We start from the raw sequence: 26,124 nt of genomic DNA on the forward strand, positions 1-26,124 counted from the left end.
CGCGACGCTAGCCTAAAGCTGAAACAAAGTCACGTTCACATTCGGAGGCCGCACATGGGCGATCCGACCCCGGATCCCGACGGCACCTGGCAGGTCCCGCTGCGCCGCACACCCCAGCAGGCACGCAGCAAGGCCCGTCTCGCCCGCGTCCTCCAGGCCGCCGAGCGCGTCCTGATACGCGAGGGCGCGCAGGCGCTGACGACGACCCGGATCGCGGCGGAGGCGAAGGTCTCGGTCGGTTCGCTGTACCAGTACCTGCCCGACCGGGACGCCATCGTCGACGCCCTCGCGGCGGGCTACTTCGCCCGGCTGGAGACGACCATGGCCGACCTCGTCCGGGCGGCGACGGCCGAGCGGTGGGAGGACCCCGTCGGCGTGCTGATCGACACCTACGCCGCGATCTACCGCACCGAGCACGGCTTCCGGGCGCTGTGGTTCGGCAGCAGCCTCACCGAGCAGATCCGCGCGGCCGACCGCGAGCACAAGCGGCGGATGGCGGACGGCATCCGGCACATCCTGCTGGCCCTCGACCTCGCCCGCGACGACGACGCGCTCACCCACGCCTGCCATGCCGCGGTCCTCGCAGCCGACGCCCTCGCCCAGGAGGCGTTCCGCCGGAACCCCGAGGGCGATCCGGCGCTGCTCGACGAGGCCCGGATCATGCTGCGCGGGTACCTCGCCGGCGTCACCGCCCGCTACCGCTGACCTGGGGTTCCGCGGAGCGCGTGGCCGGCTCTGTCATCCTGGCGTCGTGCCGAAACCCACGCCCGTCACGCCGGACGCCCCCGCCCGTATACGTACTCCGCTCCTCACCCAGGAGTGGCTGGACCTCGCCTTCATCCACTGGGCGGTCGACCCCGGCGTGGTGACGGCGCTGCTGCCGCGGGGCACCGTCGCGGACACCCACGACGGGGTCACCTACGTCGGGCTGGTCGCCTTCCGGATGCACCGGGTGGGCTGGCTGCGGATGCCGGGGGTGCCGTATCTCGGGACCTTCCCGGAGACCAATGTGCGGCTGTACTCGGTGGACGAGCACGGGCGGCGCGGGGTCGTGTTCCGGTCGATGGACGCCTCGCGGCTGATCCCGGTCGTGATGGGGCGCGCCGGCTTCCGGCTGCCGTATCTGTGGTCCCGGATGTCCGTCCGGCAGGCCGGCGACACCGTCACCTACACCAGTTCCCGCCGCTGGCCGGGGCCGCGCGGCGCGTACAGCCGCATCACCGTGCGCACCGGCGAACGCATCGAGGAGCCCACCGATCTTGAGCACTTCCTCACCGCGCGCTGGGGCATGCACAACGCCTTCTTCGGCGGGCCCGAGCCGCTGGCGTTCCTGCCCAACCACCACCCCCGGTGGCCGCTGTACCGCGCCGAGCTGCTGACCTGCAAGGAGAACCTGATCACGGCGGCCGGACTGCCGGCGCCGAGCGGCGCCCCGGCCAGCGTGCTGTACTCCCCCGGCGTCCCGGTCCGACTCGGCCGTCCGGCGCGCCCCGCCGGCATCCCCACACCCTGATCCGCTCACGCGTGTCGAATTACGGAATCCGGCGCCGACGTATCGGATGAGAGGGCCGGGGCCGCACCGCGCGGCCGGCCGGTCGACAGCCGATCGGAACGGAGATCGATCATGTTGCTCAGGGACAAGGTCGCGGTGGTGTACGGCGCGGGTGGCTCCATCGGCGGGGCGGCGGCACGCGCCTTCGCCCGTGAGGGTGCGCGGGTCTTCCTCGCCGGGCGGACCGCCGCGCCGCTCGACAAGGTCGCCGAGGAGATCCGTGCCGCGGGCGGGGAGGCGGAGACGGCCGTGGTCGACGCGGGCGACGAGGCAGCGGTGGACGCCTTCGTCGACGGTGTCGCCGCGCGGGCGGGGCGGATCGACGTCTCGTTCAACGCGATCGGCTACGGCGACGTCCAGAAGCCGCTGATGGAGATCTCCGAGGCGGACTTCCTCCGGCCCGTCGTGACGGCGATGCGGTCGCAGTTCCTGACGACCCGGGCGGCGGCCCGCCACATGACCGCGCGCCGCGCGGGAGTGATCCTCGCCTTCGGTGGCGGCGGCACGCAGACCCTGCCCGGCCTCGGCGGCTTCAAGATCGCGCTGGACGCGCTGGAGGGGCTGCGCCGGCAGTGGGCGATCGAGCTGGGCCCGCACGGCATCCGGGTCGTGACCCTGAAGTCCGGCGGCGTGCCGGAGTCCCTGCCCACGGAGTTCCCCGGGGCCGAGGTCATCGTCGACGGCCTGGTCGACGCGACCCAGCTCGGCCGGACGGCGACCCTCGCGGACGTCGGGGATGTGGCCGCCTTCGTCGCCTCGGACCGGGCCCGCACGCTCACCGCGACGGACGTGAACATCTCCTGCGGCGCGATCGTTGACTAGAGGCTCTCGCCCGGCACTGAAAGGTAGCTCTCGCGCAGCCGGTCCAGCGCGGGGTGCTCGGTGGGGAAGTCGGTGTCGTCGATCGCAACGACGGTCCGCACGCCGATGCCGGTGTTCGTGGCGAATGCGGCTGCCATGCCCTTGGCCTGCTCCAGGGTGACGGTGGCGACGCGGTGTTCGGCGCGCTGCCGGAGCAGTGCCATGGTGACTCCGGGCAGGACAGGCGCCTGTGGCCACACCACCGTGCCGTTCCGGTCGACGAATCCGACGTTCCAGGTGCTGCCTTCGCTGACGAGTCCGTCGCGTCCGATGAACAAGGCGTCGTCGAACCCGGCGAGTTGGGCGCTTCGCCGCGTGTGCAGGGCCCCGAAGAGACCGACGTGCTTCACCTCGGGCAGGTCCCGCTCGTAGGGCATGCTCTTGGCGCGCAGCGGAGCCGGCGGCATCGCGCCGGCACCGCGCACGGTGACCAGGACCTGTGGTTCCCCCGCCTCCGCGAGGTGGGCCATGTCGACCCCGGGGTCGTAGACGGTCACGCGGACCACGCACGGCCGCGTCCGTCCGTCCACGGCGTGGCGGACGAACCCGCGGACGCGTCCCGTGTCGAGGTCGGCACCCCACACGGCCCGGCAGTCCTTCCGGAGGCGTTCCATGTGGAGCGGCAGGCCGCGAACGCCGTCCTCCTCCACTCGCATGGTCGTGAAGTGGCCGACGTTGACCAGGGCCAGGGACAGTAGTTCATCGGGGGAAACGAGCTTTCCGTTGAGCGTCGCCATGCCGCCCAGGATGTCAGGACCGGCATCGTGGCACCCCGAAGCCGGGGAACGCGAAGGGCCCGGACGGGGTGAACCGGTCCGGGCCCTCGCGGGATGTCAGCGCCTCAGGCGCCGTTCCCCTGTTGCGTTGTCACCTCTATCGGGCGCTGCGCCTGGCGCGCATCAGCACCAGGAAGCCGCCGATGAGGAGGACGGCGCCGCCCGCGGCGGGCCACAGCGTGGTGGCGCCCGTCTCGGCCAGGTTGCCGCCGACCGCCTGGGGCTTGGTCCCCAGGCTGTCCTCGGTGTCCTCGGCGGGAGGCTGGGTCGGCGCCGTGGCGCCTCCCGCGTTCTCGTCGTCGCCGGAGCCGCCCTGCGCCTGGTCGTCGCCCGCGGCGGCCGACGGGGTCCCGTCGGACTTGGGCGCGACCGTGCTGGACATGGTGGGCTTGTCGTCGTCCGCCGGGTCGGTGGCGGGCGCGTCGTCACCGGGCTCGTCGTTCGCGGGAGCCTCGGTGGCCGGCTTCTCGGTCTTCGGGTCCTCGGTGGCGGGAGCCTCGGTCGCCGGGTCGTCGTTCGCCGGCGGGTCCGTCTGCTCGTTGCCTCCGTCGCCCGGCTCCGGCTTGTCGTCGGCCGGCGGCGTGGTGGGTGCCTCGGTCGGCTCCTCGGTGGGCTCCTCCTGGCCCGGGTCGTCGCCCTCGTCGGCGCCGACACCGCACTTGCGGCCGGCGTTGATGCAGTCGACCATCTCGCCCATCAGCTTCTCGTCGAAGACGTTGATGAAGTCGCCGTGGTCGGTGACGGGCTTGTGCAGCTGCTCCGGGAAGGAGTCCACCGCGAACAGCGGGGTCGTCTTGCCGCCGTCCTGGAGGCTCGGCGCCTTGACGTCGTAGACGATGCGCTGCACCAGCTGCGGGATGGCCTTGAAGCCGTTCGCGCAGCTGCCGTCCGCCGCGGCGAACGCCACGTGCGTGCGGTGGTTGGCGCTGTCGATGTTCGTCCCGTCCCAGCAGCTCTGGAACTTGAAGGTGCGCACCACGTCACTGCCCTGCGGGCACAGCGGGTACTTGTCCTTCAGCTGCCGGTCCTCGAAGCCGGTGCAGCTCCAGGAGGCGTTGGCGTTCGCGGTGCCGTTGATGAAGGCCTTGGCGTCACCGGTGATGATGCGCAGCAGACGCGGCATCTCGGTGACCTTGCTGCGCGGGCTGCCCACGAAGTTCAGCGTCACCTCCTTGGGGGTGACGATCTCACCGGCGTTGCCCTCGATGCCGCCGCCGGGCGAGTTGGCGTCCTGCTCCTGCGAACCGTTCTGGAGACGGATCACGGGCCAGTAGTACGTGGACTTGTCGCCCTGGTTCACACAGCTGGTCTCGGCGTTCGCCAGGTCCTCGTCGCTCGCGAAGGCGTCGTTGGACTGGTTGCCGATGTAGTCGTGGAAGTGGTGGGCACCGTTGGAGACACCGGGGGCCACGATGACGTTGTCCGAGTTGAACAGGCCGTTCTCGTTGACGCCGCAGCTGGTGGCGAAGGTGCCACGGGAGGCGTCCGAGGACAGCGCCGGCTTCTGGACGTTGGGCTGTACGGACTTGATGTCCTGGTAGTCCGCCGCGTTGGGGCCATTGCCGGCCTGTCCGCCGTTGCCGGCGTCCTGGCCGCCGTCGCCCTGCTGTTCGCCGCCCTGGCCGGCGCCGCTCTGGTCGTCGCCGCCGTTGTCCTGGGCGCCGTCCCCGCCGTCGGCGCCGTTCGCCTGGTCACCGCTGTCGGGCTCGGGGGCCTTCAGGGTGCAGTCGGCGAGGCCGTCCAGGCCCTCGGGCCGGTCCCCCGTGCGGTCCACGGCGATGGCGATCCGCTCGATCGTCGCGCCGCGCTTCTCCTTCAGCGGCTTCATGATCGCGTTGTCGGCGAAGGCGGGGTCCTGCTTGATCGCCTGCGCCGCCTCCGTCAACCGCTGGTAGGCGTCGGCTATCTGCTGGTCCAGGAGGGCCAGCTCCTTCGCGACGTCCTCCTTGGCGTCCTCCGGCACATCCGTCAGCTTGTCGCCGACGTCCGGGCAGTCGATCGTGCCGGCCGGGGAGGACAGTGTCTCGGCGGAGTCGGCTCCGCCGTCTTCGGTCGCCGAGGCATAGACGTTGGCCCCAACAAGGCCGCCGCCGCCCAACATCAGCGCGACCGCTGCAAAGGTCGCGCGCCGTGCGCCCGTTGGGCGTCTTCGCGTGCTGCGTCCCAAGGAAGTACTCCTACGCCTCGTGGTCGGTCAGGGCATGAAAATCCCCCGGTCCTATACGGAGGCCGACGGCGCAGTGTTCAACCGCCTCAGGAATTCTCAGAAATATCTTATGAGCCGCGTAAACCTCGTCTGAGCAACGGTGTTCGAACCGAAACCTGAGCGACGGGAAGCCCTGCTCAGTCCATCAGTCCGGCGGCGAGCGTCGCCCCCAGTTCCCAGCAGGCCTCGATGTCGGACTTGCCGGGCTCACCGGTCACCTTCACGGGCTGCGCGGCGCGCTGCCAGGCGAGGCCGGTCGTGATGGCGTCGACGGCCCGCACGGCGCCGGTCACGTCGCTGCCGCCGTGCACGTAGTAGCCAAAGGGGCGGCCGCGGGTCGCGTCAAGGCACGGGTAGTAGATCTGGTCGAAGAAGTGCTTGAGGGCGCCCGAGATGTAGCCGAGGTTCGCGGGGGTGCCCAGGAGGTACGCGTCGGCGTCGAGCACGTCGGACGCCGTGGCCGACAGGGCCGCCCGCCGCACGACGTCGACGCCCTCGATCTCGGGCGCGGTCGCACCGGAGACGACGGCTTCGAGCATGGCCTGGCAGTTGGGCGAGGGGGTGTGATGGACGATCAGCAAGGTAGGCACACCCCGAACCCTGCCGTCGCGCCGCAGGTCAGCGCAACCGCGACGCTCCGGCCACGGGTCGGGTGGAGCCGACCTTGGCGACGGCGGACGACAGTTGCTCCCGGACCGTCTCCGGCAGGGGTGCGCCCTTCACGGCGGTGACCAGGTCGCCGGCCAGGGTGTGCAGTTTCGTGTTGGTGTTCTGGGATGCCTCGACCAGCACCGTCCAGGCGTCCTCGGAGCTCAGGCCGAAGGAGGCCATGAGGATGCCGCGGGCCAGGTCGATGGTGGGCCGGGTCTGCATCGCCCGCCGCAGCTGGGCGACCTCGATCCGCAGGTCCTCCACGAAGTCCTCGGAGACCTCCGCCACCTCGCGCAACCCAGCGGCCGGCACGCCCTCGTCGTCGGCACCCGGACCGGCGAACAGCTCCCGCGTCCGGGTCAGGTCGAGCAGTCGGTCGACGGCCGCACCACTGGCACTGATCACAACCGTCTTGCCCTGCTTGAGCGCACGCAGGCGTAGCGCGAGCAGGACGTTCAGGGCCGCACAGTCGCAGAACGTGACGCCCTTCAGGTCCAGATCGACGCCTCGTACCGAGCGGCGCAGGGCTTCGCGGAGGGCACCGCGCAGCCGCTCGCTGGTGTCGAGGTCGAGTTCACCGCGTACCTCCACACTGACCCGGTCGCCGTCAGGGCCGGGCACAGAGGACGTGAGCTCGGACATGTCCGCCTCTCCTCAAATGCTCCCCGTCTCCGCACCAGGGTGACCCGAACTTTCGAACACGTCAACAGATACATGAAATTCAGTGCGTGTATTTGTATACGTGAACCCCGAGCCGTACTGTTGGCACATGGACGGAGTCCCTGAGCCGCATACCGGATGGACATTTCTGACCAACCACGCGCGCGTACTGGCGGCGATCGCAGACAACCCCGACGTCCGGATCCGACATATCGCGGCGCACTGCCGGCTCACCGAACGAGCCGTCCAGAAGATCATTGCGGAGCTGGAGGGGGACGGCTACCTGTCCCACGTCCGCGAGGGGCGGACCAACATCTACCGGATCGAACCGGGCAAGCTGCTGCGCCACCCCGCCGAGGCCGGGCTGCCCGTGGCCGCACTGCTCGCCCTGCTCATCCACGACGAGGCCGATCGCGATGCGGCCACCGAACAGCTCAAGGCGACGCGGCAGCGGATGCCCTTGGACGGCGGATGACGCCTCGCCGGAGGCTCAGCACAGGACCCGCAGTGCTCCCGGCAGGACACGGAGCGTGACCGGGAGGTTAGCCTCGACCTCGCCGTCCGCGCCGTAGGGCACCTCGCGGTCGGCCGAGATGCGTATCTCCTTGCCGCGCAGTATCTCGACCTGGGGGCGGTGGACGTGGGCGCCCGTCTTGAGGTCGTTCATCAGGGCGAAGAACAGCCGGCGCGGGGCCTCGCGGATCATCACGACCTCCAGCAGGCCGTCGTCCACACGGGCGTCGGGCGCGATGAGCCGTCCCGAGCCGTAGTAGCCGGAGTTGGCGGCCACGACCGTGTAGCCGATGTGCAGGTGCTCCTGACCGTCGACGGTGACCCGGAAGCGCGCGGCGCGCCAGGTTGTGACGGCGCGCAGTCCGCCCGCGTAGTAGGAGGCGGCGCCGCGCAGCAGGGTGGCGTTGTTGGCGTGGCGGTTGGCGAGCGCGTCGACTCCGGCGTACACGCTGCCCAGGACCGCCGTGCGGTCGTGCACGGCCGACTCGACCTCTATGGTGTCGACCTTCCGGGGCTCGTGGTGGAGCAGCACCTCGGCGAGCGCCGCCGGGTCGGTGGGCAGTTCGAGGGCCCGCGCGAAGTCGTTGCCGCGGCCGGCCGGGACGAGGCCCAGCACCATGTCGGTGCCGCTGAGGGCACCGCCGATGCCGCCTGCCATTCCGTCGCCGCCGACGGCGAGCACCACCCGCCCCCGCTCTCCGGCATCCCTGGCCAGCTCCCGGGCGTGGGCCAGGCTGCGGCTGTACTGGGTCTCCAGGTCGGCCCCGGCCTCCCGCAGCGGCCGGGCCACTTCCAGCAGAGCGGCCGCGGAGGCGGATCCGCCCGCCGTGGGGTTGACGATGGCGGTGAACTGTCGCATCGGTGTGCCTTTCGGGCCGACGGGAGGGAGCTGCCGGAGGCGGGCCGGGGGCGGGTGAGAGGTGGGCGGGTGGTGCGGGGTGTGACCGGCCCAGTGGAACAGGCGTGTCAAGCGCCGGGCGCGGGCGGGGCGGCCAGGTTCAGTCGAGCGGCAGGAGGACGCCGGGGTTGAGCAGCCCCGCCGGGTCCAGCCGCCGCTTGACGGCACGCAGCGCCTCGATGCCCAGGGGGCCCGCCTCACGGACGTACCAGTCGCGGTGGTCGGTGCCGACGCCGTGATGGTGGCTGATGGTGCCGCCCGCGCCGAGGATCGCCTCGTTGGCGGCGTGCTTGGCCTTCTCCCAGTGTGCGACCGCGTCCTCGCCCTGCGCCGAGACGACGGTGAAGTACAGCGAGGCGCCGTTCTCGTAGACGTGGGAGATGTGGCACATGACCAGCGGCGGGGTGCCGGCCTCGGTGAGCGTCGTCGTGAGGGCGTCGCGGACGGACGCGTACAGCTCGGGGACGCGTGACCAGAAGGTCGCGGTCTCCAGGGTCTCGACGAACGCCCCGGCGTCCAGCAGGGAGTCCCGCAGGTATGGGGCGGAGTACCGGCCGTGCGCCCAGCGCTCGCCGGGTTCCTCGCCGAGCGGGGTGCCGCCGCCGTCGCGCAGAACGGCCGCGGCGTGCTCGCTGCGGTACGCGACGTCCTCGTCCGTGCCCTCGTACCCGGCGATCGCCATGCAGCCCGCGGACTGCTGCGCGGCGTCGGAGCCGCCGATGGCGTCGGGCTGGGCGAGGCCGATCAGGGTCTCGGTCTCGTCGGACAGCCGCAGCACCGTCGGACGAGGTCCGTCCTGGGCGAGACGGCGCAGCGCCGCGGCGCCCTCCTCGAAGGAGGCGAAGCGCCAGCCCTCGTACACACGGGCCTGCGGGACGGGGCGGATCCGCACGGTCACGGAGGTGATGACGCCGAAGGCGCCCTCCGAGCCGAGCAGCAGCTGGCGCAGGTCGGGGCCGGCCGCCGAGCGCGGTGCCCGGCCGGTGTCGATGGTGCCCTCGGGGGTGGCGACGGTCAGACCGAGGACCATCTCGTCGAAGCGGCCGTATCCGGCGGACGCCTGGCCGCTGGAGCGGGCGGCGGCGAATCCGCCGATGCTCGCCCACTCGAAGGACTGGGGGAAGTGGCCGAGGGTGAAGCCGTGTTCGGCCAGCAGCGCCTCCGCCTGCGGCCCGCGCAGTCCGGGTTGCAGGGTGGCCGTGCGGGAGACCGGGTCGACGGCGAGCAGCGCGTCCATGCGGCGCAGGTCCAGGGCGACGAAGGCGCCGCGCCGGGAGGGGGCGAGGCCGCCGACCACGGAGGTGCCGCCTCCGAACGGGACCACGGCCAGGCCGTGTTCGGCGCAGGCGCTCAGAACGGCGAGGACGTCGTCGTGGCCGGCGGGCAGGACGACGGCCGCGGGGACGTCGTCGACCTCGCCGTCGCGGATGCGCAGCAGGTCGGGGGTGGACTTGCCGCGGGTGTGCCGGATGCGGGTCTCGGCGTCGGTGCGGACGTGCTCCTCGCCGCCGACCGCGGCGGACAGGGCCTGGTGCGCGGCGGGTTCGAGTCCCGGCCGGGGTACGGCGATGTCCTCCAGGGTGACCGGCCCGGCGGTGCGCGGCTTGACTCCGAGCAGATCGCGCAGCAGGCCGATCACGGTCTCGGGCAGCGGCACCGCCTTGGCCGGGTCGCCCCAGCCGCTCCACAGCATGTCCATGACTGTCGTCCTCACCGGTCGATTTCGAGCGATGCCGTGTCCCGGACGGCTCCGCAGGCGTTACACTGTGACACATGACGCCTATTCGTCACAACCACTCGGACAGCGACGCGGTGCTCGACGCGGTGCGCGACTGTGTCCTCGCCGTCGGGGTCCGCCGTACGACACTGACCGACGTGGCCCGCCGCGCGGGCGTCTCCCGGATGACGCTGTACCGGCGCTGGCCCGATGTGCGCTCCCTGGTGGGCGACTTGATGACCCGCGAGTGGGTCGCCGTCGCCACGGGGGCCATGCCCGAACGGCGGCCCGGCACGGACACCCGCGGCCTGATCGTCGAGGGGCTGGTGGCCGGGGTGCGGACCTTCCGCGCCCACCCGCTCTTCCAGAAGATCGTGGACGTCGATCCCGAACTGCTCCTGCCCTACGTCCTCGACCGCCGGGGCGCGAGCCAGATGGCGCTGCTCGCCCTGCTCGCGGACGCCGTACGGGAGGGCCACGCCGACGGCTCGGTGCGCGCGGAGCATGTGGAGCGGCAGGCGCGGTCCCTGCTGCTGATCGTCCAGTCCTTCACCCTGTCCCTGCGGACCATGACCGACGAGGACGACGCCGACCTGAGCAGCGACGCCTTCCTGGCGGAACTGCGCAGCATCCTGGAGAGGACCCTCACGCCATGACCCCTGCCACTGACCCGGTTCCCGGATCGTCGCTGTCCGCCGCGCGGCGCTCGCGCGAACTCACCGAGACCGTCGGCGGTCCGGTCGTGGACGTCCTGGTGGTCGGCCTGGGCGCGACAGGCGCCGGGGTCGCCCTGGACGCCGCCGCCCGGGGCCTTTCGGTGGCCGCCGTCGACGCCCATGACCTGGCCTTCGGCACCTCGCGCTTCAGCAGCAAGCTGATCCACGGCGGGCTGCGCTACCTCGCCTCCGCCCAGCTCGACGTGGCCCACGAGAGCGCGGTCGAGCGCGGGGTGCTGATGGAGCGCACGGCTCCGCATCTGGTGCGGGCCCAGCCCTTCGTGCTGCCGTTGACGCCGTTGGTCTCCCGCGCCCAGTCCACCCTTGCCTGGGCCGGGTTCCGGGCCGGTGACGCCCTGCGTCTGGCGGCCCGCACGGCCCGCGCCACCCTGCCGGCCCCGCGCCGTCTGTCCACGGTGGAGACCCGGCACCTCGCCCCCGCCCTGCGCACCCAGGGCCTGCGCGGCGGTCTGCTGTCCTGGGACGGCCGGCTCACCGACGACGCCCGGCTGGTGACGGCGATCGCCCGCACCGCCGCAGCACGCGGCGCCCGGATCCTCACCCGCGTCAGGGCACTGGAACTCACCGCGTCCGGCGCCCGCGTCCGCGACGAACTCACCGGCGGGGAGGGCGAGATCAGGGCCCGCGCCGTGATCAACGCGTCCGGCGTCTGGGCGGACGGCCTGGTCGACGGCATCCGGATCCGCCCCTCGCGCGGCACCCACCTCGTGCTGCGTTCCGACCACCTCGGCCCGCTGCCCGCGGGGCTGCACGTGCCGGTCCCCGGGGAGACCAACCGTTTCGTCCTCGTCCTGCCGCAGGGCGACGGCCGGGTCTACGTGGGCCTCACCGACGAGCCCGTCGAGGGTGACGTCCCGGACGTGCCCGAGGTCCCCGAGACCGACATCGGCTTTCTGCTGGACGTCCTCGGCTCGGTCCTGGACGTCCCGGTCCGGCGCGATGACGTCGTCGGCGCGTTCGCCGGTCTGCGCCCCCTGCTCGACACCGCGCCGACGGCCGGTTCCGGGGCGCCGCGGACCTCCGACATCTCCCGTCGGCACGCGGTCCTCACCTCGTCGGAGGGCGTGACCACGGTGGTCGGCGGCAAGCTCACCACTTATCGGCGCATGGCCGAGGACGCCGTCGACGCCGCCGTCGCCACGCACCGGCTCACGGCCGGCCCGTCCCCCACCGCCTCGCTGCCCCTCGTCGGCGCCGCCTCACCGAACACTCTCGGCTCGCTGCGCGCGCCGCGCCGGCTGGTCCAGCGATACGGCACCGAGGCTCCGGCCGTCCACGCGCTCGGCGCGGAAGACCCCCGTCTCGCCGAACCCGTGCTGGCGGGCCATCCCGTCACCGGCGCCGAACTCCTGTGGGCCGTACGCCACGAGGGCGCCCTGGACGAGGCGGACCTGCTCGACCGGCGCACCCGCATCGGGCTGGTGCCGGCCGACCGGGCCGCCGCGCTGGACGTCGCGCGCGAGGTGCTGGGCGAGGTGAACCTGCCCGCCTAGGCCGAGAGGGACCGGGGACGCAGGTCGGTCCAGTGGGACTCGATGTACTCCAGGCACGCCTCTCGGGTGTTCTCGTCGAAGACGGTCGTCCAGCCTCCGGGCACCTTGGCGAAGGACGGCCAAAGAGAGTGCTGGCCCTCGTCGTTCACCAGGACCAGGAAGCGGCCTTCGTTGTCGTCGAAGGGATTGGTGCTCATGCCGAGTGCCTCCTCGGAACGTCAACATTAGGTTAGCCTGGCCTAATTGACAGGAGCTTAGCCTTCGCCGCTCCCCTCTCACAAGGAGACGTTCATGCGCCCGGTCACGGCCGACACGGAGAACGCCTTCGCCGGGTTCGGGATGCCCGGCGAGCCCGGCACGGAGGAGTTCTGGGCGACGGCAGAGGCGCCCGTGTCCGTCCCTGTCGAGGGCGGCGGCTGGGCAACCCTGTTCCTGTGGCGGGGATCCGCGGCGAGCATCGACTTCGAGAGCTGGTCGGGGCCGGTGCCCCTGAACCGATGGGGCGACACGGACTGCTGGTACGCCGAGGTCCGCATGCCCGCGCGGCTGCGGGTGACCTACCGGTTCCTCGTGGGCGACGCGACACACGCCGACCCGCTCAACCCGATGGGCGCGGGCGGTGACCGCTCGATCGCCGCGACGCCGGACGCCCCGCCCCAGCCGCACTGGCCCGTCGTCGGCCCCGGCACCGATGTCGTACTGCCCCTCCCCCGCACCCGGGTCCGCTGGGCAAGTGAACGGCTCGGCGGGCGGCGTACCGTACGGGTCCACCCAGCGGGCGGCGGCGGTCCGGTGGTGCTGCTCCTCGACGGCGACGACTGGCTGTACCTGCACCCGGCCATGACCGCCTTCGACTCGGCCGTCGCCGCCGGCGACATGCCCCCGGTGACCCTCGTCTTCCTTCCGGCCAAGGACAGGGCGGCCGAGTTCACGTGCCGGCCCGAACTGTGGGAGGCGGTCCGGGACGAACTGCTGCCGCTGGTGGCGGAGTCCGGCGTACCCGCCGACCTCGGCCGGCTGGTGGTCGCGGGGCAGAGCCTCGGCGGGCTCAGCGCGCTGTACGCGGCCCTTCGGTTCCCGGAACTGGTGTCCCGGGTCGCCTGCCAGTCGGGGTCCTTCTGGTGGACGCCCGAGGCCATGGACCTGGCGGACCCCATGAGCGGTCCGGTCGGCGGCAGCATCGCCGCGCGTCTGCGGGAGCGCCCGGAGCTGTCCGGCCTTCGCATCGCGTTCGACGTCGGGGAGCACGAGACACGGATGCTCCCCCACTGCGAACGGACCGAGCTCCTCACCGAACAGGCCGGTGCGACCGTACGGGTCTCGCGCTCGGCCGCCGGCCACGACCGGGCGGGCTGGCGGCACGCCCTGCTCAGGGATGTCGCCTGGGCCCTCGGCCAGCCCGTCACCGGGCCACGGCCAGACAGTAGTCCGCGTCGTCGGCCAGCAGGTTCCGATGGGTGTCCTCGGCCGTGACGACCCCTTCGTCTAGGACGAGGACCCGGTCGGCGACGTCCAGGAGGGCCGGGCTGCTGGTGAGCACGACGGTGGTGCGGCCCCGGCGCAGCTTCGCCACATTGCGCGCGATGAGCTGTTCGGTGACCGCGTCGACGGCTGTCGTCGGATCGTGCAGCACCAGGATCTCGCTGTCGGCGGCCAACGCCCTTGCCAGGGAGAGGCGTTGGCGTTGCCCGCCCGACAGGTTGGCGCCTCGGTCGCGGACACCGTAGTCGAGTCCGTCCCGGTGGAGGGCGACGACGTCCGTCAGCATGGACGCCTCGACGGCTTCGGGGACGATCCGGCTGGTGCCCGAGGGGTCGATGTTCGTGCGGAGCGTGCCGGCGAAGATCTCGCCGTCGTACGGGTTCACCAGCATGTGCGCGCGGACCGCCGCCACCGGCAGTTCCCCGAGTTCCTGCCCGGCGACCCGCACCGCGCCCTCGTACGCGTCGGGCGGCACGTTCGCCGCCAGGACCGACGCGAGGTCGGCCGCCGCGCGCGGCTGGTAGGCGGCGATCGCGACGAACTCCCCGGCGGCCACCGTGAACTTCAGGTCCCGCAATGTCCCGTACCGGACGCAGTCGATCTCCAGGTTCCCGCCCGCGGCCGGGTGTTCCGAACCCGGCGTGGTGACCGGCGGCGCGGTCAGGACCAGCGCCATCCGCTCCGCCGAGGCCCGCGCGATCATCACGTACTTCGGCATCTCCGAGAACAGCCTGAGCGGTTCCATGATGAACTGCGCCAGGCCCACGGCCATGACGAGTTCGCCGATGTTGATCTGCCCGTCGAAGGCCAGCCAGCCGGCCGTCAGGGTCACGGCGCCGGCCAGGACCGCGTTCAGGGCCAGCGCGGCGCCCGCGTAGGCGCCGTTGACCTTGGCGACGGTGACGGCCTGGAGCTTCGCCTCCGTGCTGACCTCGCGGTAGGAGCGGAACGCGGCGTGGTTGCCGCCGAAGCCGTGCAGCGGGCGCAGACCGGTGATCAGGTCGGCCACCTTGGCACCCGCCCGCGCCACCCGGGCCTGCTGTTCCTGGGTACTGGACCCGATCCGCTTGGACAGCACGCTCAGCACCGACATGATCGCGGCCGTTCCCACGATCACCAGCAGGCCGAGCCGGATGTCGGCGAGGCCCAGCGCGACCGCCGCGACGACCACCGCGACCAGTGAGCTGATCAGCAGCGGCACCACCTCGATGATGTCGGCGGTCTGGTCGGCGTCCTCGGTGGCGATGGTCAGGATCTCGCCGGACTTGAGGTCGACGTCCCTGGCCACCGGCTGAAGTCCGCAGGCGGCCACCTTCACCCGCCAGCGGTGCGCCTCGGTCGTGTTGGCCTTCTGGAGGATGCGCATTCCGAACCGCCACGACAGCGAGACGGTCGTGATGATCACGGCGAGCGCGGCGATGGACAGGCCGAGCGAGCCGAGGCTCCGGTCCCGCATCGTGTGCTCGACGATCAGGCCGAGGGCGATCGGGAACGCGGTCTCGCCCGCCTGGTACAGGCCCATGAGGACGGTGCCCCAGATCATGGCGCCGCGGTTGCGGCGCAGGGCGGTCCGGAGGATGTCGGAGGCGGGTCGGGGCCGCCGCGTGTCAGGAGTTGTCATCGAGGTGGTGGGCAATCGCTTCCGGGGTGCGCAGGGTGAACAGGTCTCGGATCGTGATCACCGGACCGTACTCCCGGCGGAGCAGGCCGATGAGACGTACCGCCAGCATGGAGTGTCCTCCCAGGGACACGAAGTCGCTCACCGCGCTCACCTCGTCGTCGTCCAGGTCCAGTGCCTCGGCGAAGAACTCGCAGACCACGGTCTCGGTCCCGGTCTCGGGCCCGCGCTCTCCCGCCGTGGTCAGCGCGCCGAGGGGCTTGGCCTCCGGCAGTGCCTTCGTGTCAGCCTTCCCGTTCACGGTGAGCGGGATGCTGTCGACCTGGGCGTAGTGCGTCGGCCGCAGGAAGTCCGGCAGCCCTGCACCCACCTCGGCGGCCACCGCCGCCAGGTCCGCGCCGTCCAGCACGAGGTAGGCGGCCAGCCGGTACGCCCCGTCGACCTGCGGATCGGGCTGGGCGACCGCGGCGACGAATCGCACCGCCGGGTGCGCCGCGAACACGGCCTCGACCTCGCCGAGTTCGACCCGGTGCCCCCGGATCTTGACCTGCTGGTCGGTGCGGCCGAGGTACATCAGGTTGCCGTCGGGTCGCCGCAGCACCAGGTCCCCGGTGCGGTACATGCGCTCGCCGGGTTCGCCGAAGGGGCACGCGACGAAGCGGTGCGCGGTCTGCGCCGGCTGCCCGAGGTAGCCGCGCGCGATGCCGATGCCCGAGACGTACAGCTCGCCGGGGACGCCGTCCGGGAGGGGGCGCAGCCACGGGTCCAGCACGTACACGTCGGTGTTGTCGATGGCCACGCCCACCACGGGGTCCTCGCACTCGAAGGTGCCGACGCCCAGGGTGTTGATGGTGTACTCGGTGGGTCCGTACAGGTTGTAGCCGACCGTCCCCTCGGTCTCCGCGAGCCGCTGCCACAGCGTGGGCGTGACGGCCTCGCCGCCGAGGAGCACCAGCGGCGGACGCCGGTCGGGGTCGTCCAGCAGGCCCTCGGCGACCAGTTGCTGGGCGTAGGTCGGAGTCACGTTGATGACGTCGATGCCGTGCTCCAGGCAGTACTCGACCAGACGGGGCGCGTCACGGCGCAACTCCTCGTCACAGATGTGCACTTCGTGCCCGTCGGCGAGCCACAGCAGCTCCTCCCATGACATGTCGAAAGCGAACGACACGGTGTGGGCGATCCGGAAGACCCGGTGGCCGTGCTCGGCCAGGACCGGTTCGAAGATCCGGCGCCGGTGGTTGATCAGCATGTTGGTGAGCCCGGCGTACTCGGTCACGACGCCCTTGGGCTTCCCGGTCGAGCCGGAGGTGTAGATCGTGTACGCGGGGTGCCGCAGCCGGTCGGGGTCGTCCGGTGCGAACGTCCGATACGGCTCCGCGTCCGGCAGGGGGCGGTCCAGCTCGATCAGCTCGCCCGTCAGTCGGGGAGATACGGCGCTCACCGTGAGGATCACGTCCGGGCGGGCGTCCTCGACGATCGCGGCGATCCGCTCGTCGGGGTGGTCCAGCTCCAGCGGCACGTACGCGGCGCCGACGCGCAGGACGGCGAACAGCGCCGCGACCCAGTCGAGGGAGCGCGGGATCGCGAGGCCCACGGTGGTCTCGGGGCCGATACCGCGCGCGGCGAGTACCCCGGCCACCGCACGGCTGCGGTCCCGCAGTTCGGCGAAGGTCAGGGTCGAGCCGTGGGCGACCAGTGCCAGCCGCTGCGGGTCGCGGTCCGCGGCCTGGTCGAACCGGTCGACGACGGTGTCCGTCCCGACGTCCGAGCGTTCGCCCGACGCGGGCTCCGGCCCCGGCCCCGGCAACGCCCCGACCGGTCCCGTCGCCCGGGCCAGGTCTTCGAGTACGCGCAGGTAGTCGTCGAGGAGACGGCGGGCGTTGTCGTCGTCCTCGTCGCGGTACTCCAGCTTGACCGTGAGCCGGTCTCCGGGCGTGACGACCCAGGTGAACGGATAGTGGGTGGAGTCGTCGGCCTTCACCGAGGTGATGCCGTGCCGGGCGTTGATCTCGGCGAACGCGTCCATGTCCAGGAAGTTCTGGAGGACGAACAGGTTGTCGAACAGCATGTCGTGCCCGCTGGCCCGCTGGATCTCGCCGAGCCCCAGGTGCTCGTGCTCCATCGCCTCGACCCTGGCCGCCTGTACGGCCGACAGGTAGTCCCGGACCGTGTCGTCCGGCCGGGCCCGCGTCCACATGGGTACGGTGTTCAGCAGCACGCCGACGATGTCGGACAGCCCCTCGCCCTCGCGGCCGGAGACCGTCACGCCGAACACGGCGTCGCTACGGCCCGTGCGGCCGCCCAGCAGCAGGCCGAACCCGCCGGTCAGCACCGAGTTCAGCGTGACGCCGTGCACCTTGGCGGCCTCGCGCAGCAGGTCCGACTGCTCGGCCGACAGCGTGTGCACCAGAGCGCGCGGCAGGGCGTCCGAGAGGGCAGGGGCCGGTCCGGCGAGCAGCGTCGGACCGGGCAGTCCGGCGAGTTGCTCGGCCCAGAAGCGTTCCGATACGGCGGCGTCCTTGGCGTCCAGCGCCCGGGCGTGGTCCTCGAAACTCGGCACGGCCGGGGTGGGCGCCGGCAACGTGCCCGCGAGGACCGCCCGATAGGCGTCGAACAGGTCCCTCAGCACGATCTCGCGGGACCAGCCGTCCCACAGCAGCAGGTGATAGCTGAGCAGCAGGCCGTCCCGGTCGTCGGGCAGTCGCACCACGGTCATCCGGATCAAGGGCGGCTCGCCCGGGTCGAACCCCGTGTCGCGGTCGCGGGCACGCAGGGCCTCGACCTCCGACTCCGTGGACAGGGCGATCGTACGGACCCCCACGCGGCGGCCCTCCGCCAGCGTCTGGACGGGGTTGCCGTCGTCGTCGGTGGTGAAGCCGGCGCCCACGACCGGGTGCCGGGCGATCACGTGGGCCATCGCCTCGGCCAGTGCACCGGTGTCCAGACGCCGGTCGAAGGTGAACCAGCTCTGCGCGACGTAGTGTCCGGCCGAACCCGCCATCTGTGCCTGGAAGTACAGGCCGCGCTGGAGCGGGGTGACCGGAGCCGTGCGCTCGGCCGTCGCGGAGGCGTCCGCCACGCCGTGCACCGCGGCGAGCCAGTGCTCGGTGATCTCGTCGGGGACGCCCGCGGCGAGGGTGAAGGCCGCGTGCAGGCTTCCGGTCCCCTCGTCGAGCCAGGCGTTGACCTCGACGGCGTACGGGCTGCCCTGGTCGCCGCCCGCGATGCGCAGCGCCTGGTGCTCGCTGCCCCGGCCGAGGTAGTTGAACAGCACCTGCGGGCGGGCGGTGAGCAGGGGGGCCGTCTGCGGGTCGAGGTAGCGGAGCTGTCCGTAGGCGACGTGCGCGCGCTCGTCCGGCTGGCGCTCCGCGAGCTCACGGGCCGCCGCCACCGGGTCGGTGTGCGCCGTGAGCCGTACGGGCGCGATGGCGGTGAACCAGCCGACGGTGCGCGTGTAGTCGTGGTGTTCGAGGGCCGGGACCCGGCCGTGCCGCTCCAGTTCGATCGTGAGGTCGGTGGGCGTCCGCTGGATACGGGTCAGTGCCGTGCGCAGAGCGCCGCACAGCAACTCGGTGAGGCCGACGCCGAGCGCGGCGGGCGCGGTGCGGGTCACACGGTCGCTGACCTCGGGCGTGAGGACGACCGTGGTCTCCCGCAGTCCCTCGACGGCGGGCAGCAGCGGGGGCGCCCCGAGCGTGGTGATCCAGTGCGGGAGGCCGTCGATCGCTCGGGGTGCGTTCAGCGCCAGCGCCTCGGCGTACTCGGCGTAGGAGGTGGTCGGCGGCGCCAGGGGCTCCCCGCGCAGGGCGGCGGCGAGATCGTCCAGGAGGATCAGCCAGGACACCGAGTCGACGGCGAGGTGGTGCACGGTGACGACCAGGGTCCGGGTCGGCTCCAGCCATGCGAACGCGATGACCTCGCCGGACTCGGGGTCGAGGCGTCCGGCGGCCTCGTTCGCCGCCGCAGTGGGATCGGGGGTGGCCGGGCGTGCGACGGTGACGTCGCGGTGGGGTTCGGTGCGCAGGGCCCATACGCCGTGCTCGATGCGCAGGCGGAGCCGGAGGGCGGGGTGGGCGGCGACGACGGCGTTCGCGGCCCGTTCGACGTCGGCGAGGCGGGCGGCCTCGGGGGTCGGCAGCGTTCTTGCCTGGGCGAACCGGGTGAGGGATCCGCCCAGTTGGCGCTGGCGCAGGATGATCGGCGTCGGTATCAGCGGGCCGTCAGCGCGACGGTCGGAGGTGGGTACGACGGCCTGCGGGGCGCTCGTCGCGAGGTGCCCGGCGAGCGCGCGAGGGGTCCTGAGCAGGAACACGTCCCGGGGTGCGATCGCCATGCCGAGTGCTCTGGCCCGGTTGATGACGGTGATGGCGACGATGCTGTCGCCTCCGGCGCGGAAGAAGTCTGTGTCGGCGTCCACTTCGGTGCCGGGCAGGGTCTCGGTGAATATGGCGACGAGCATGGCGAGCGCGGACTCGCTGCCTGGTCCGTGAAGGGGCGCGGGGGGCTGCGCGACCGGCCGGGACGCAGCACCGGCGGACGACGATGCCGGTGCGGTGGCGGTCTCCGCGGAGCGCTTCGCCAGCGCCTTGCGGTCGAGCTTGCCGTTGACCGTCAACGGAAGCGCGTCGACCGGCAGTACCCGCCCCGGCACCATGTGCGCGGGCAGCTTCCTGGACAGCGACTCGGTGAAGTCCTCCGGCACCCTGCCCACGACGTGCGCGACCAGGTGGTCGGCGCCCTCCGCCACGGTGACGGCCACGTCGATCACGCCGGCGAGCTCCCTGACGGCCGACTCCACTTCGCCCAACTCGACGCGGAATCCCTTGAGTTGGATCTGATCGTCGGCTCGTCCGGTGAACTCCAACTCACCGTCCAGCGTGCGGCGGGCGAGGTCGCCCGTGTGGTACATGCGGGAGCCGTCCCCCGCGAACGGGTTCGCCACGAACCGGGAGGCCGTCAGCCCCGGCCTGCCCAGATAGCCGCGCGACACCTGGTCGCCGGCGACATAGATGGCACCCACCCGGCCCGGCGGCACGGGGCGGAGCCGGTCGTCGAGCAGGTGGGTGACCAGACCTGGGATGGCGCCGCCGATGGGGCTGGCCTCGTCGCCGAGCTCGAAGTCCTCGTCGGTGAGCACCCGATGGGTGACGTGGACGGTGGTCTCCGTGATGCCGTACATGTTGACCAGCTCCGGCGACGCGGTGCCGTGCCGCTCGACCCACCCGCGCAGTCTGCCGAGTTCCAGCGCCTCGCCCCCGAAGATGATCCGGCGCAGGGCGGGGAGCGCCTCGCCGGCGTGCCGGTCGGCCTCGATGAACTGGTAGAAGGCCGACGGGGTCTGGTTGAGCACGCTCACCCCGCGCTCCCGGACCAGCCGGTGGAAGTCGACCGGGGAGCGGGTCAGCCCGTACTCCGGCACCAGCAGCTCGCCGCCGTACGCCAGCGCGCCCCACAGCTCCCAGACCGCGAAGTCGAAGGAGAAGGAGTGGAACTGGACCCATACGTCGTGCGGGCCGAAGTCCATGTCGGGCTGAGTGTTGGCGAGCAGCGTGACCACACTGGAGTGCGGGACGACGACGCCCTTGGGCCGGCCGGTCGATCCGGACGTGTAGATGACGTAGGCGGGATCGTGCACGCTCACCTCGGGCGCCGCGCAGTCCCCCGCCGGCAGCTCGTCCCCCTGTACGAGGACCCGGGCCGACACGCCTGCCGCGGCCAGCAGTTCCGTGAAGCGATCGCGCTGGTCGGGTGCCACGAGGACGACCTGGGGGGCGGCGTCGGCGAGGATGTACTCCAGCCGTTCGTCGGGGTACGCCAGGTCCAGCGGCACATACGCCCCGCCCGCGCTGACGATCGCGACCAGAGCGACGACCTGTTCGACGGAGCGCGGGACGGCGACGGCGACCCGCTTGCCCGGCCCGACCCCGGCCGCACGCAGGGCCGAGGCCAGTCGGTCCTTCGTCTCGGCCAGTTCGCCGTAGCTCAGGGACCGGGCGCCGCCGTCCAGATCGCACTGCGTGACCGCGGTGGCCGCCGGGTCGCGCTGCGTGGCGGCGTCGAACAGTCCGCCCAGGGTCGTCGGAGCGATCCGCGCGGGAAGCCGGTCGCTCTCCGGTGCGAGGTCGTCGACCTGGGCGTCCGGCCGGGTGAGCAGGCCGGTGAGCGTCGAGGAGAACGTGCGCAGGATCGCCCGGGCGGTCGCCTCCCGCAACAACTCGCCGTCGTAGATCAGGTTGAAGCGCGGACGTCCGTCGAGCGCACGCTCCACCACCAGCGTCAACGGGTAGTGAGGGGCGCCCTCGTTCACGATGTCGGTGATGACGAGGGTGTCGCCGGCCCGTCGCAGCGCCTCCACGTCGGTGGCTACGTCGAACACCACCAGGGTGTCGAACAGGGAGCCGGAGCCGGCCTGGCGGCCGATCCTCGCCAGCGAGACATGCTGGTGCGGCAGCACCGCGCTCTGGTGCTCGCGCACCGAGGCGAGCAGCTCGCCCGCCGTCGTAGTGCCGCTCCAACGGGTCCGCACCGGAATGGTGTTGATGAACAGACCCACCATGTCCTGGATGCCGGGTACGTCGGCGTCGCGGCCGGACACGGTCGAGCCGAACACCACGTCCGTGCTGTGCAGGATGCCGCCGAGCGTCACGGCCCAGGCGCTGTGCACGGCCACGCTCAGCGGTACCCCGGCCGCGCGGGCGGCGGCGTCGATGTCGCCGTCCGGCTCCGAGGCGATGTCGGTGAACCGATCGGACGGCGTGTGCTCCGCGGCGACCAGCGAGGGGCCGGGCAGCTGGGCGAGTTGCTCGTGCCAGACGCGGTCGCTCTCTTCGCCGTCCCGTCCGGCGAGCCAGCTGACGTAGTCCGGGAAGCCGCCGACGGGGTACACGGTTCCGGGCGCGTGGTACTCGGCCAGCAGCGCACGGAGCATCGGTGGCACCGACCAGCCGTCGGCGATGATGTGATGCACGGTCTGCACCAGGACGTCACGGCCGGATCCTGCGCGGATGAGCGTGTACCGCATGAGCGGGCCGGTGGCCAGGTCGAACCCGGCGAGGCGGTCGTCCTCGGCGTACTCGCGTATCTCGGCGTCGGTGATTCCGGGGCGGTCCAGGGTGGTGAAGGGCGCTTCGACACCGCGGTCCAGGACGGAGACCACACGGCCGTCGGCGAGAGCCACGAACCGGGCGGCCAGGTTCGGGTACAGCGCGAGCAGACGGGTGGCCGCCGCCGCGAGCCGCTCGGCGTCGACCTCGCCCTCGAGCGTCAGGAGTTGCTGTTCGACGTAGGCGCCCGCGGAGTCGTCGTCGAAGACCGAGTGGAAGTACAGGCCTTCCTGCAACGGGGTCAGCGGCAGGATGTCCGCCAGTGCCGGACCGTCCAGTTCGTCGACGTCGGTCTGGGTGAGCGGGACCAGGGCGAAGTCGCTGGGCGAGTGCCCGCCCTCGTCGAGCAGGGCCAGGCCGTTGAGGGCCGTACGGAAGTACTCGCCGAGGGTCGCGATGTCCCCGTCGGTGAACATGCCGTCGGGCCAGGAGATGGTGGTGACGAGTTCGTACTCGCCGCCGGTGCCCGGTTCGGCGATGGCGTTGAACTCCAGGGGCCGCGGCAGCCGCATCCCCGGGTCGCGCTTCTCACCCAACTGGCCTGTGGTGCTTGCCAGTTGCCAGTCTCCGGAGGTTCCCGCGTCGAATCGGCCCAGGTAGTTGAAGAGGACCTGCGGTGCGGGCGCGCCGAACTCGCTCTGGGCGAGGTGGCGAAGGGCACCGTAGGAGACGCCGTTGTCCGGTACGTCGGCGAGGTCCTCCTTGACCGCCTTCAGCGCGGCTGTCAGGTACTCGGGGGCTGTGAAGTCGGCCGCCGTGCCGGGGTCCACGGTCACCGGGAACAGGGTGGTGAACCAGCCCACGGTTCGCGACAGTTCGGGCTCGAAGCCGGCCGTGCCCGTCACGAACTGTCCCTCGCGGCCGTGGCCTTCGAGTTCGATGTGCGCGAAGGTCTGCGCCTGGCCGAGGTCGCGACGCCATCGGGCGAGGGCGACGGCGAGCGCGGTCAGCAGGACGTCGTTGACGCCCGCGTGGAACTTCGCGGGGATCTCGCCCAGCAGCGCGGCCGTGACATCGGGGGCCGCCGACACCGTGTGCAGCCGCTCAGTTGCGACGGTGTCGGCCTCGGACAGGGGGCGCCTGCCGATCTGCTCGTCCTTGCCCGGCAGCTCACGCCGGTAGTAGGAACTGTCCGCGTCGAACGCCGCGCGCTCCAGCAGCTGCGTCCAGCGCCGGAACGACGTGCCCACCGGAGGGAGTTCGATCGGCGTGCCCGCGGTGATCTGACGCCATGCCGTGAGCAGGTCCTCCATCAGGACCCGCCAGGACACGCCGTCGATCACCACGTGGTGTGCGACCAGGACCAGCTGCCGTGCCGCGCCGCGCCAGACGGCCCGCAGCATCACGCCGCCGGTCGGGTCGAGTCCGGCGGTGGCGAGCGCGACGCACTCGTCGAGCGGCCGGTCGCTCTCCTGCCAGGAAGCGGTGGCCCGGTCGGCCTCGGGTATGCGGAAGCTCCAGCGGTCGCCGCGCACCAGCTCGGCGCGGAGCATGTCGTGCCGCCGGACCAGGGCGGTGAGGACGGTGTCCAGGGTGCCGGCGGTCAGGTCCGCCGGTGTGTTCAGTACGACCGACTGGACGAAGCCGTCGATCGCGTCCGTGGTCTCGCCGAGCCACTGCACGATGGGCGAGCCCACCACCGTCCCGGTCGCGACATCACGGTGGTCCACCGCGGTGACGTCGTCACGGCTCGCGACCGCCGCCAGCGTCCCCACTGTGCTGTTGGTGAAGATCTGGCGTGCCGTGACGTAGAGGCCGGCGTCGCGCAGCGCGCTCAGCAGCGAGATCGCGAGGATGCTGTCCCCGCCGAGCTGGAAGAAGTCCTGGTCGACACCGACCTCTTCGAGCCGCAGCACGGTCGCGACAGCGGCGCACACCGCTCGCTCGTTCTCGGTCGTGGGCCGGGTCAGCCCGCCTGTGTCCGTGGTGGGTTCGGGCAGGGCGTTGCGGTCGAGCTTGCCGTTGGCGGTGAGCGGGAACTCGCTCATGACGACGATGTGGGCGGGCACCATGTACTCGACCATGTGCTCGCCGGCCCAGGCTCTGACCTCGTCGGCTCGCAGGTCCTCGCTCCCGGCGGCCGGGATGACGTACCCCACGAGGTAGGTGCCGCCCGCCGTGTTCTTCTTGGCCACGACGCAGGTGTGCCGCACGCGGGGGTGCTCCGCGAGGCCGACCTCGACGTCCTCCGTCTCCAGCCGCATGCCGCGGATCTTGATCTGGTTGTCGGCCCTGCCGAGGAAGTCCAGCGACCCGTCGGGGGCGTACCGGGCGAGGTCACCGGTGCGGTAGAGCCGGGAGCCGTCGGCGGCGAAGGGGTTGGCGACGAACCGGGAGGCCGTCAGGCCGGGTGCGCCGACGTACCCGCGTCCGAGCAGGAAGCCGCCCACGTAGAGCTCACCGCCGACGCCGACCGGGACCGGGCGCAACTCGTCGTCCAGGACGTACAGCTGGGTGTTGGGGTTGGCCTTGCCGATCGATGTCGACAGCCGTTCCGCGGCTCCCCGGTAGATGACGTGCGAGACGCCGATCGTCGTCTCGGCGGGGCCGTAGCCGTGGTACATGGGGATGTCGAGCCTGGTGCGGAACCGCTCGTACAGTTCCGGGGTCAGCACCTCGCCCCCGCACCACACGTGCCGCAGGCTGTCCAGCAGCCCGGAGTCGCCGGCCATCTCCAGCAGCACGTCCAGCATGGACGACACCAGGTACGTGAAGGTGACGCGCTGCTCGGCGATCACGCTCAGCAGGTGCTGCGGGTCGCGTTCGCCGCCGGGTCGCAGCACGACGAGCCGGGCGCCGCTCACCAGCGGCAGGAAGATCTCGTTGATGGAGATGTCGAAGGACAGCGGAGCCTTGAACAGCGAGGCGTCGTCGTGGCCGAAACCCAGGATCTCGTCGACCTGCCAGAGCAGGCGTTCGCTGATCGCCTCGTGCCGGATCATCGCCCCCTTCGGCCGCCCGGTAGACCCCGACGTGAAGATCACGTAGGCCAGGGCCTCGCCGGGAACCGCGACCTCGGGCCCGTCGGTGGGGTGGGAGCCGAACCGCCAGTCGTCCAGGTCGACCGCCACGGCCTCCGGTTCGTCCGGGGCGTGCTCCCCCGTCTCGTTGAGCTGCGCCCTGACCCGGGCGTCCTCGATGACGACAGCCCGGCGTGCGGCGGGCCACTGCGGATCGAGCGGCACGAAGGCGCAGCCCGCCCGGAGTACGCCGAGCAGCCCGATCACCATCTCGGCGGAGCGGGGCAGGGAGATGCCGACGACCTGTTCGGCGGTCAGCCCGCGTTCGATCAGGCGGTGGGCCAACTGGCCGGACAGCTCGGCTGCCTGGCGGTAGGTCAGCGCGCGGCGCTCGTCGACGATCGCGATGGCGTCCGGCCTGTTCCGGGCCTGCCCGAGGAACATCTCCACGATGGTCGGACGGACCCGGTCGGCCCGGGTGTCGTTCCACCCGGCCAGGGCTTCGAGCCTCGCCGCCACGGTGGTCGCTGCGATGGTCCCGATGGGGCGGTCAGGGAAGTCGGCCAGGTCGTCCAGCGCCAGCTGGGCTTCGGCGGGGACGACTCCGTCCGGGACGGAGATGGTCGGACCGTCCGTGCCGACCGCCCAGCCGCCGGGCCCGTCACCTCCGTTGTCCACCCAGCCGAGGACTTCGGTGAAGAGGGTGCCAGGGGTGAGGTCGATGCCGTCAGGGCCGAGACCCGTCGCCCAGTACGAGAGCGCGATCGCGCACGCCTCGACGATCGTCCGGTCGGAATGGTCGCCGATTCGCCGGCGTACGGCGGCCAGTTGCTCGGGGGACAGCAGTACGTGACGAGCGCTCGGTTCGATCATCGAAGACTCCGCGTTCCTTCCACC

At 71.9% G+C, this 26,124-nt stretch carries 16 protein-coding genes; 7 read left to right on the forward strand and 9 right to left on the reverse strand.

The genetic code is table 11. The features are described from left to right. Positions 1-54 precede the first annotated feature (54 nt). From PGH47_RS02025 to PGH47_RS02035, 3 genes are all read left to right on the forward strand, one after another. Positions 55-705 carry a TetR/AcrR family transcriptional regulator gene (locus PGH47_RS02025; protein ID WP_271661918.1) on the forward strand — a complete coding sequence of 217 codons (651 nt, stop codon included), beginning with the start codon at positions 55-57 and terminating at the stop codon, positions 703-705. A gap of 46 nt (positions 706-751) precedes the next feature. Further along, positions 752-1,513 (forward strand): YqjF family protein, encoded by a 762-nt coding sequence (locus PGH47_RS02030; protein WP_271661919.1) that lies wholly within the window; start codon positions 752-754, stop codon positions 1,511-1,513. A 111-nt stretch (positions 1,514-1,624) separates the two neighbouring features. Continuing rightward, positions 1,625-2,374 (forward strand): SDR family NAD(P)-dependent oxidoreductase, encoded by a 750-nt coding sequence (locus PGH47_RS02035; protein WP_271661920.1) that lies wholly within the window; start codon positions 1,625-1,627, stop codon positions 2,372-2,374. Here the strand turns inward: PGH47_RS02035 and PGH47_RS02040 are convergent. The 4 genes from PGH47_RS02040 to PGH47_RS02055 form a co-directional block, all read right to left on the reverse strand. Beyond that, positions 2,371-3,150 carry an aminotransferase class IV family protein gene (locus tag PGH47_RS02040; RefSeq protein WP_271661921.1) on the reverse strand — a complete coding sequence of 260 codons (780 nt, stop codon included), beginning with the start codon at positions 3,148-3,150 and terminating at the stop codon, positions 2,371-2,373. The two genes, PGH47_RS02035 and PGH47_RS02040, sit on opposite strands and share 4 nt — an antisense overlap. 136 nt (positions 3,151-3,286) lie before the next feature. Further along, on the reverse strand, positions 3,287-5,290 hold the full coding sequence (locus PGH47_RS02045) for a DUF1996 domain-containing protein (RefSeq protein WP_443048607.1): 2,004 nt from the start codon (positions 5,288-5,290) through the stop codon (positions 3,287-3,289). A 242-nt stretch (positions 5,291-5,532) separates the two neighbouring features. Beyond that, positions 5,533-5,985, reverse strand: coding sequence for a flavodoxin family protein (locus tag PGH47_RS02050; RefSeq protein ID WP_271661923.1), 453 nt, complete (start codon positions 5,983-5,985; stop codon positions 5,533-5,535). Between the two features lie 28 nt (positions 5,986-6,013). Next, complete coding sequence (locus PGH47_RS02055; protein ID WP_271661924.1) at positions 6,014-6,688, reverse strand: ANTAR domain-containing protein; 675 nt, start codon at positions 6,686-6,688, stop codon at positions 6,014-6,016. 127 nt (positions 6,689-6,815) lie between these two features. Here PGH47_RS02055 and PGH47_RS02060 point away from each other — a divergent pair, with 127 nt between their 5' ends. After that, positions 6,816-7,181 carry a helix-turn-helix transcriptional regulator gene (locus tag PGH47_RS02060; protein ID WP_271661925.1) on the forward strand — a complete coding sequence of 122 codons (366 nt, stop codon included), beginning with the start codon at positions 6,816-6,818 and terminating at the stop codon, positions 7,179-7,181. 15 nt (positions 7,182-7,196) lie between these two features. Here PGH47_RS02060 and PGH47_RS02065 read toward each other — a convergent pair whose 3' ends face one another. Continuing rightward, positions 7,197-8,078, reverse strand: a complete 882-nt coding sequence (locus PGH47_RS02065) for a YegS/Rv2252/BmrU family lipid kinase (protein WP_271661926.1) — start codon at positions 8,076-8,078, stop codon at positions 7,197-7,199. A 139-nt stretch (positions 8,079-8,217) separates the two neighbouring features. Beyond that, a complete protein-coding gene (locus PGH47_RS02070) occupies positions 8,218-9,816 on the reverse strand; it encodes an FAD-binding oxidoreductase (protein WP_271661927.1) in 1,599 nt (532 codons plus the stop codon). Between the two features lie 74 nt (positions 9,817-9,890). Here PGH47_RS02070 and PGH47_RS02075 point away from each other — a divergent pair, with 74 nt between their 5' ends. Beyond that, a complete protein-coding gene (locus PGH47_RS02075) occupies positions 9,891-10,490 on the forward strand; it encodes a TetR/AcrR family transcriptional regulator (protein WP_271661928.1) in 600 nt (199 codons plus the stop codon). Then, entirely contained in the window at positions 10,487-12,064 is a 1,578-nt protein-coding gene (locus PGH47_RS02080) for a glycerol-3-phosphate dehydrogenase/oxidase (RefSeq protein ID WP_271661929.1), read from the forward strand. Before PGH47_RS02075 ends, PGH47_RS02080 begins: the two co-directional genes overlap by 4 nt. Here the strand turns inward: PGH47_RS02080 and PGH47_RS02085 are convergent. Then, positions 12,061-12,261 (reverse strand): MbtH family protein, encoded by a 201-nt coding sequence (locus PGH47_RS02085; protein WP_126897474.1) that lies wholly within the window; start codon positions 12,259-12,261, stop codon positions 12,061-12,063. The genes PGH47_RS02080 and PGH47_RS02085 overlap by 4 nt on opposite strands. 94 nt (positions 12,262-12,355) lie before the next feature. On the opposite strand from PGH47_RS02085, the gene PGH47_RS02090 reads away from it, so the two are divergent. Beyond that, on the forward strand, positions 12,356-13,537 hold the full coding sequence (locus PGH47_RS02090; protein WP_271661930.1) for an alpha/beta hydrolase-fold protein: 1,182 nt from the start codon (positions 12,356-12,358) through the stop codon (positions 13,535-13,537). Here the strand turns inward: PGH47_RS02090 and PGH47_RS02095 are convergent. Further along, on the reverse strand, positions 13,467-15,167 hold the full coding sequence (locus PGH47_RS02095) for an ABC transporter ATP-binding protein (RefSeq protein ID WP_271661931.1): 1,701 nt from the start codon (positions 15,165-15,167) through the stop codon (positions 13,467-13,469). The two genes, PGH47_RS02090 and PGH47_RS02095, sit on opposite strands and share 71 nt — an antisense overlap. Beyond that, on the reverse strand, positions 15,154-26,100 hold the full coding sequence (locus PGH47_RS02100; protein WP_271661932.1) for a non-ribosomal peptide synthetase: 10,947 nt from the start codon (positions 26,098-26,100) through the stop codon (positions 15,154-15,156). The genes PGH47_RS02095 and PGH47_RS02100 overlap by 14 nt, the downstream gene beginning before the upstream one ends. Positions 26,101-26,124 lie beyond the last annotated feature (24 nt).

It is taken from the genome of Streptomyces sp. HUAS 31, from assembly GCF_028198125.1.
Taxonomy (GTDB): domain Bacteria; phylum Actinomycetota; class Actinomycetes; order Streptomycetales; family Streptomycetaceae; genus Streptomyces; species Streptomyces chartreusis.

Excerpts from the sequence above, each read along its gene's own strand:
- PGH47_RS02090 (WP_271661930.1), top strand. The coding sequence starts at position 12,356 with ATGCGCCCGGTCACGGCCGACACGGAGAACGCCTTCGCCGGGTTCGGG.
- PGH47_RS02075 (WP_271661928.1), top strand. The coding sequence starts at position 9,891 with ATGACGCCTATTCGTCACAACCACTCGGACAGCGACGCGGTGCTCGAC.
- PGH47_RS02040 (WP_271661921.1), bottom strand. The coding sequence starts at position 3,150 with ATGGCGACGCTCAACGGAAAGCTCGTTTCCCCCGATGAACTACTGTCC.
- PGH47_RS02035 (WP_271661920.1), top strand. The coding sequence starts at position 1,625 with ATGTTGCTCAGGGACAAGGTCGCGGTGGTGTACGGCGCGGGTGGCTCC.
- PGH47_RS02060 (WP_271661925.1), top strand. The coding sequence starts at position 6,816 with ATGGACGGAGTCCCTGAGCCGCATACCGGATGGACATTTCTGACCAAC.
- PGH47_RS02045 (WP_443048607.1), bottom strand. The coding sequence starts at position 5,290 with ATGTTGGGCGGCGGCGGCCTTGTTGGGGCCAACGTCTATGCCTCGGCG.
- PGH47_RS02070 (WP_271661927.1), bottom strand. The coding sequence starts at position 9,816 with ATGGACATGCTGTGGAGCGGCTGGGGCGACCCGGCCAAGGCGGTGCCG.
- PGH47_RS02100 (WP_271661932.1), bottom strand. The coding sequence starts at position 26,100 with ATGATCGAACCGAGCGCTCGTCACGTACTGCTGTCCCCCGAGCAACTG.
- PGH47_RS02065 (WP_271661926.1), bottom strand. The coding sequence starts at position 8,078 with ATGCGACAGTTCACCGCCATCGTCAACCCCACGGCGGGCGGATCCGCC.
- PGH47_RS02080 (WP_271661929.1), top strand. The coding sequence starts at position 10,487 with ATGACCCCTGCCACTGACCCGGTTCCCGGATCGTCGCTGTCCGCCGCG.
- PGH47_RS02085 (WP_126897474.1), bottom strand. The coding sequence starts at position 12,261 with ATGAGCACCAATCCCTTCGACGACAACGAAGGCCGCTTCCTGGTCCTG.
- PGH47_RS02055 (WP_271661924.1), bottom strand. The coding sequence starts at position 6,688 with ATGTCCGAGCTCACGTCCTCTGTGCCCGGCCCTGACGGCGACCGGGTC.
- PGH47_RS02025 (WP_271661918.1), top strand. The coding sequence starts at position 55 with ATGGGCGATCCGACCCCGGATCCCGACGGCACCTGGCAGGTCCCGCTG.
- PGH47_RS02095 (WP_271661931.1), bottom strand. The coding sequence starts at position 15,167 with ATGACAACTCCTGACACGCGGCGGCCCCGACCCGCCTCCGACATCCTC.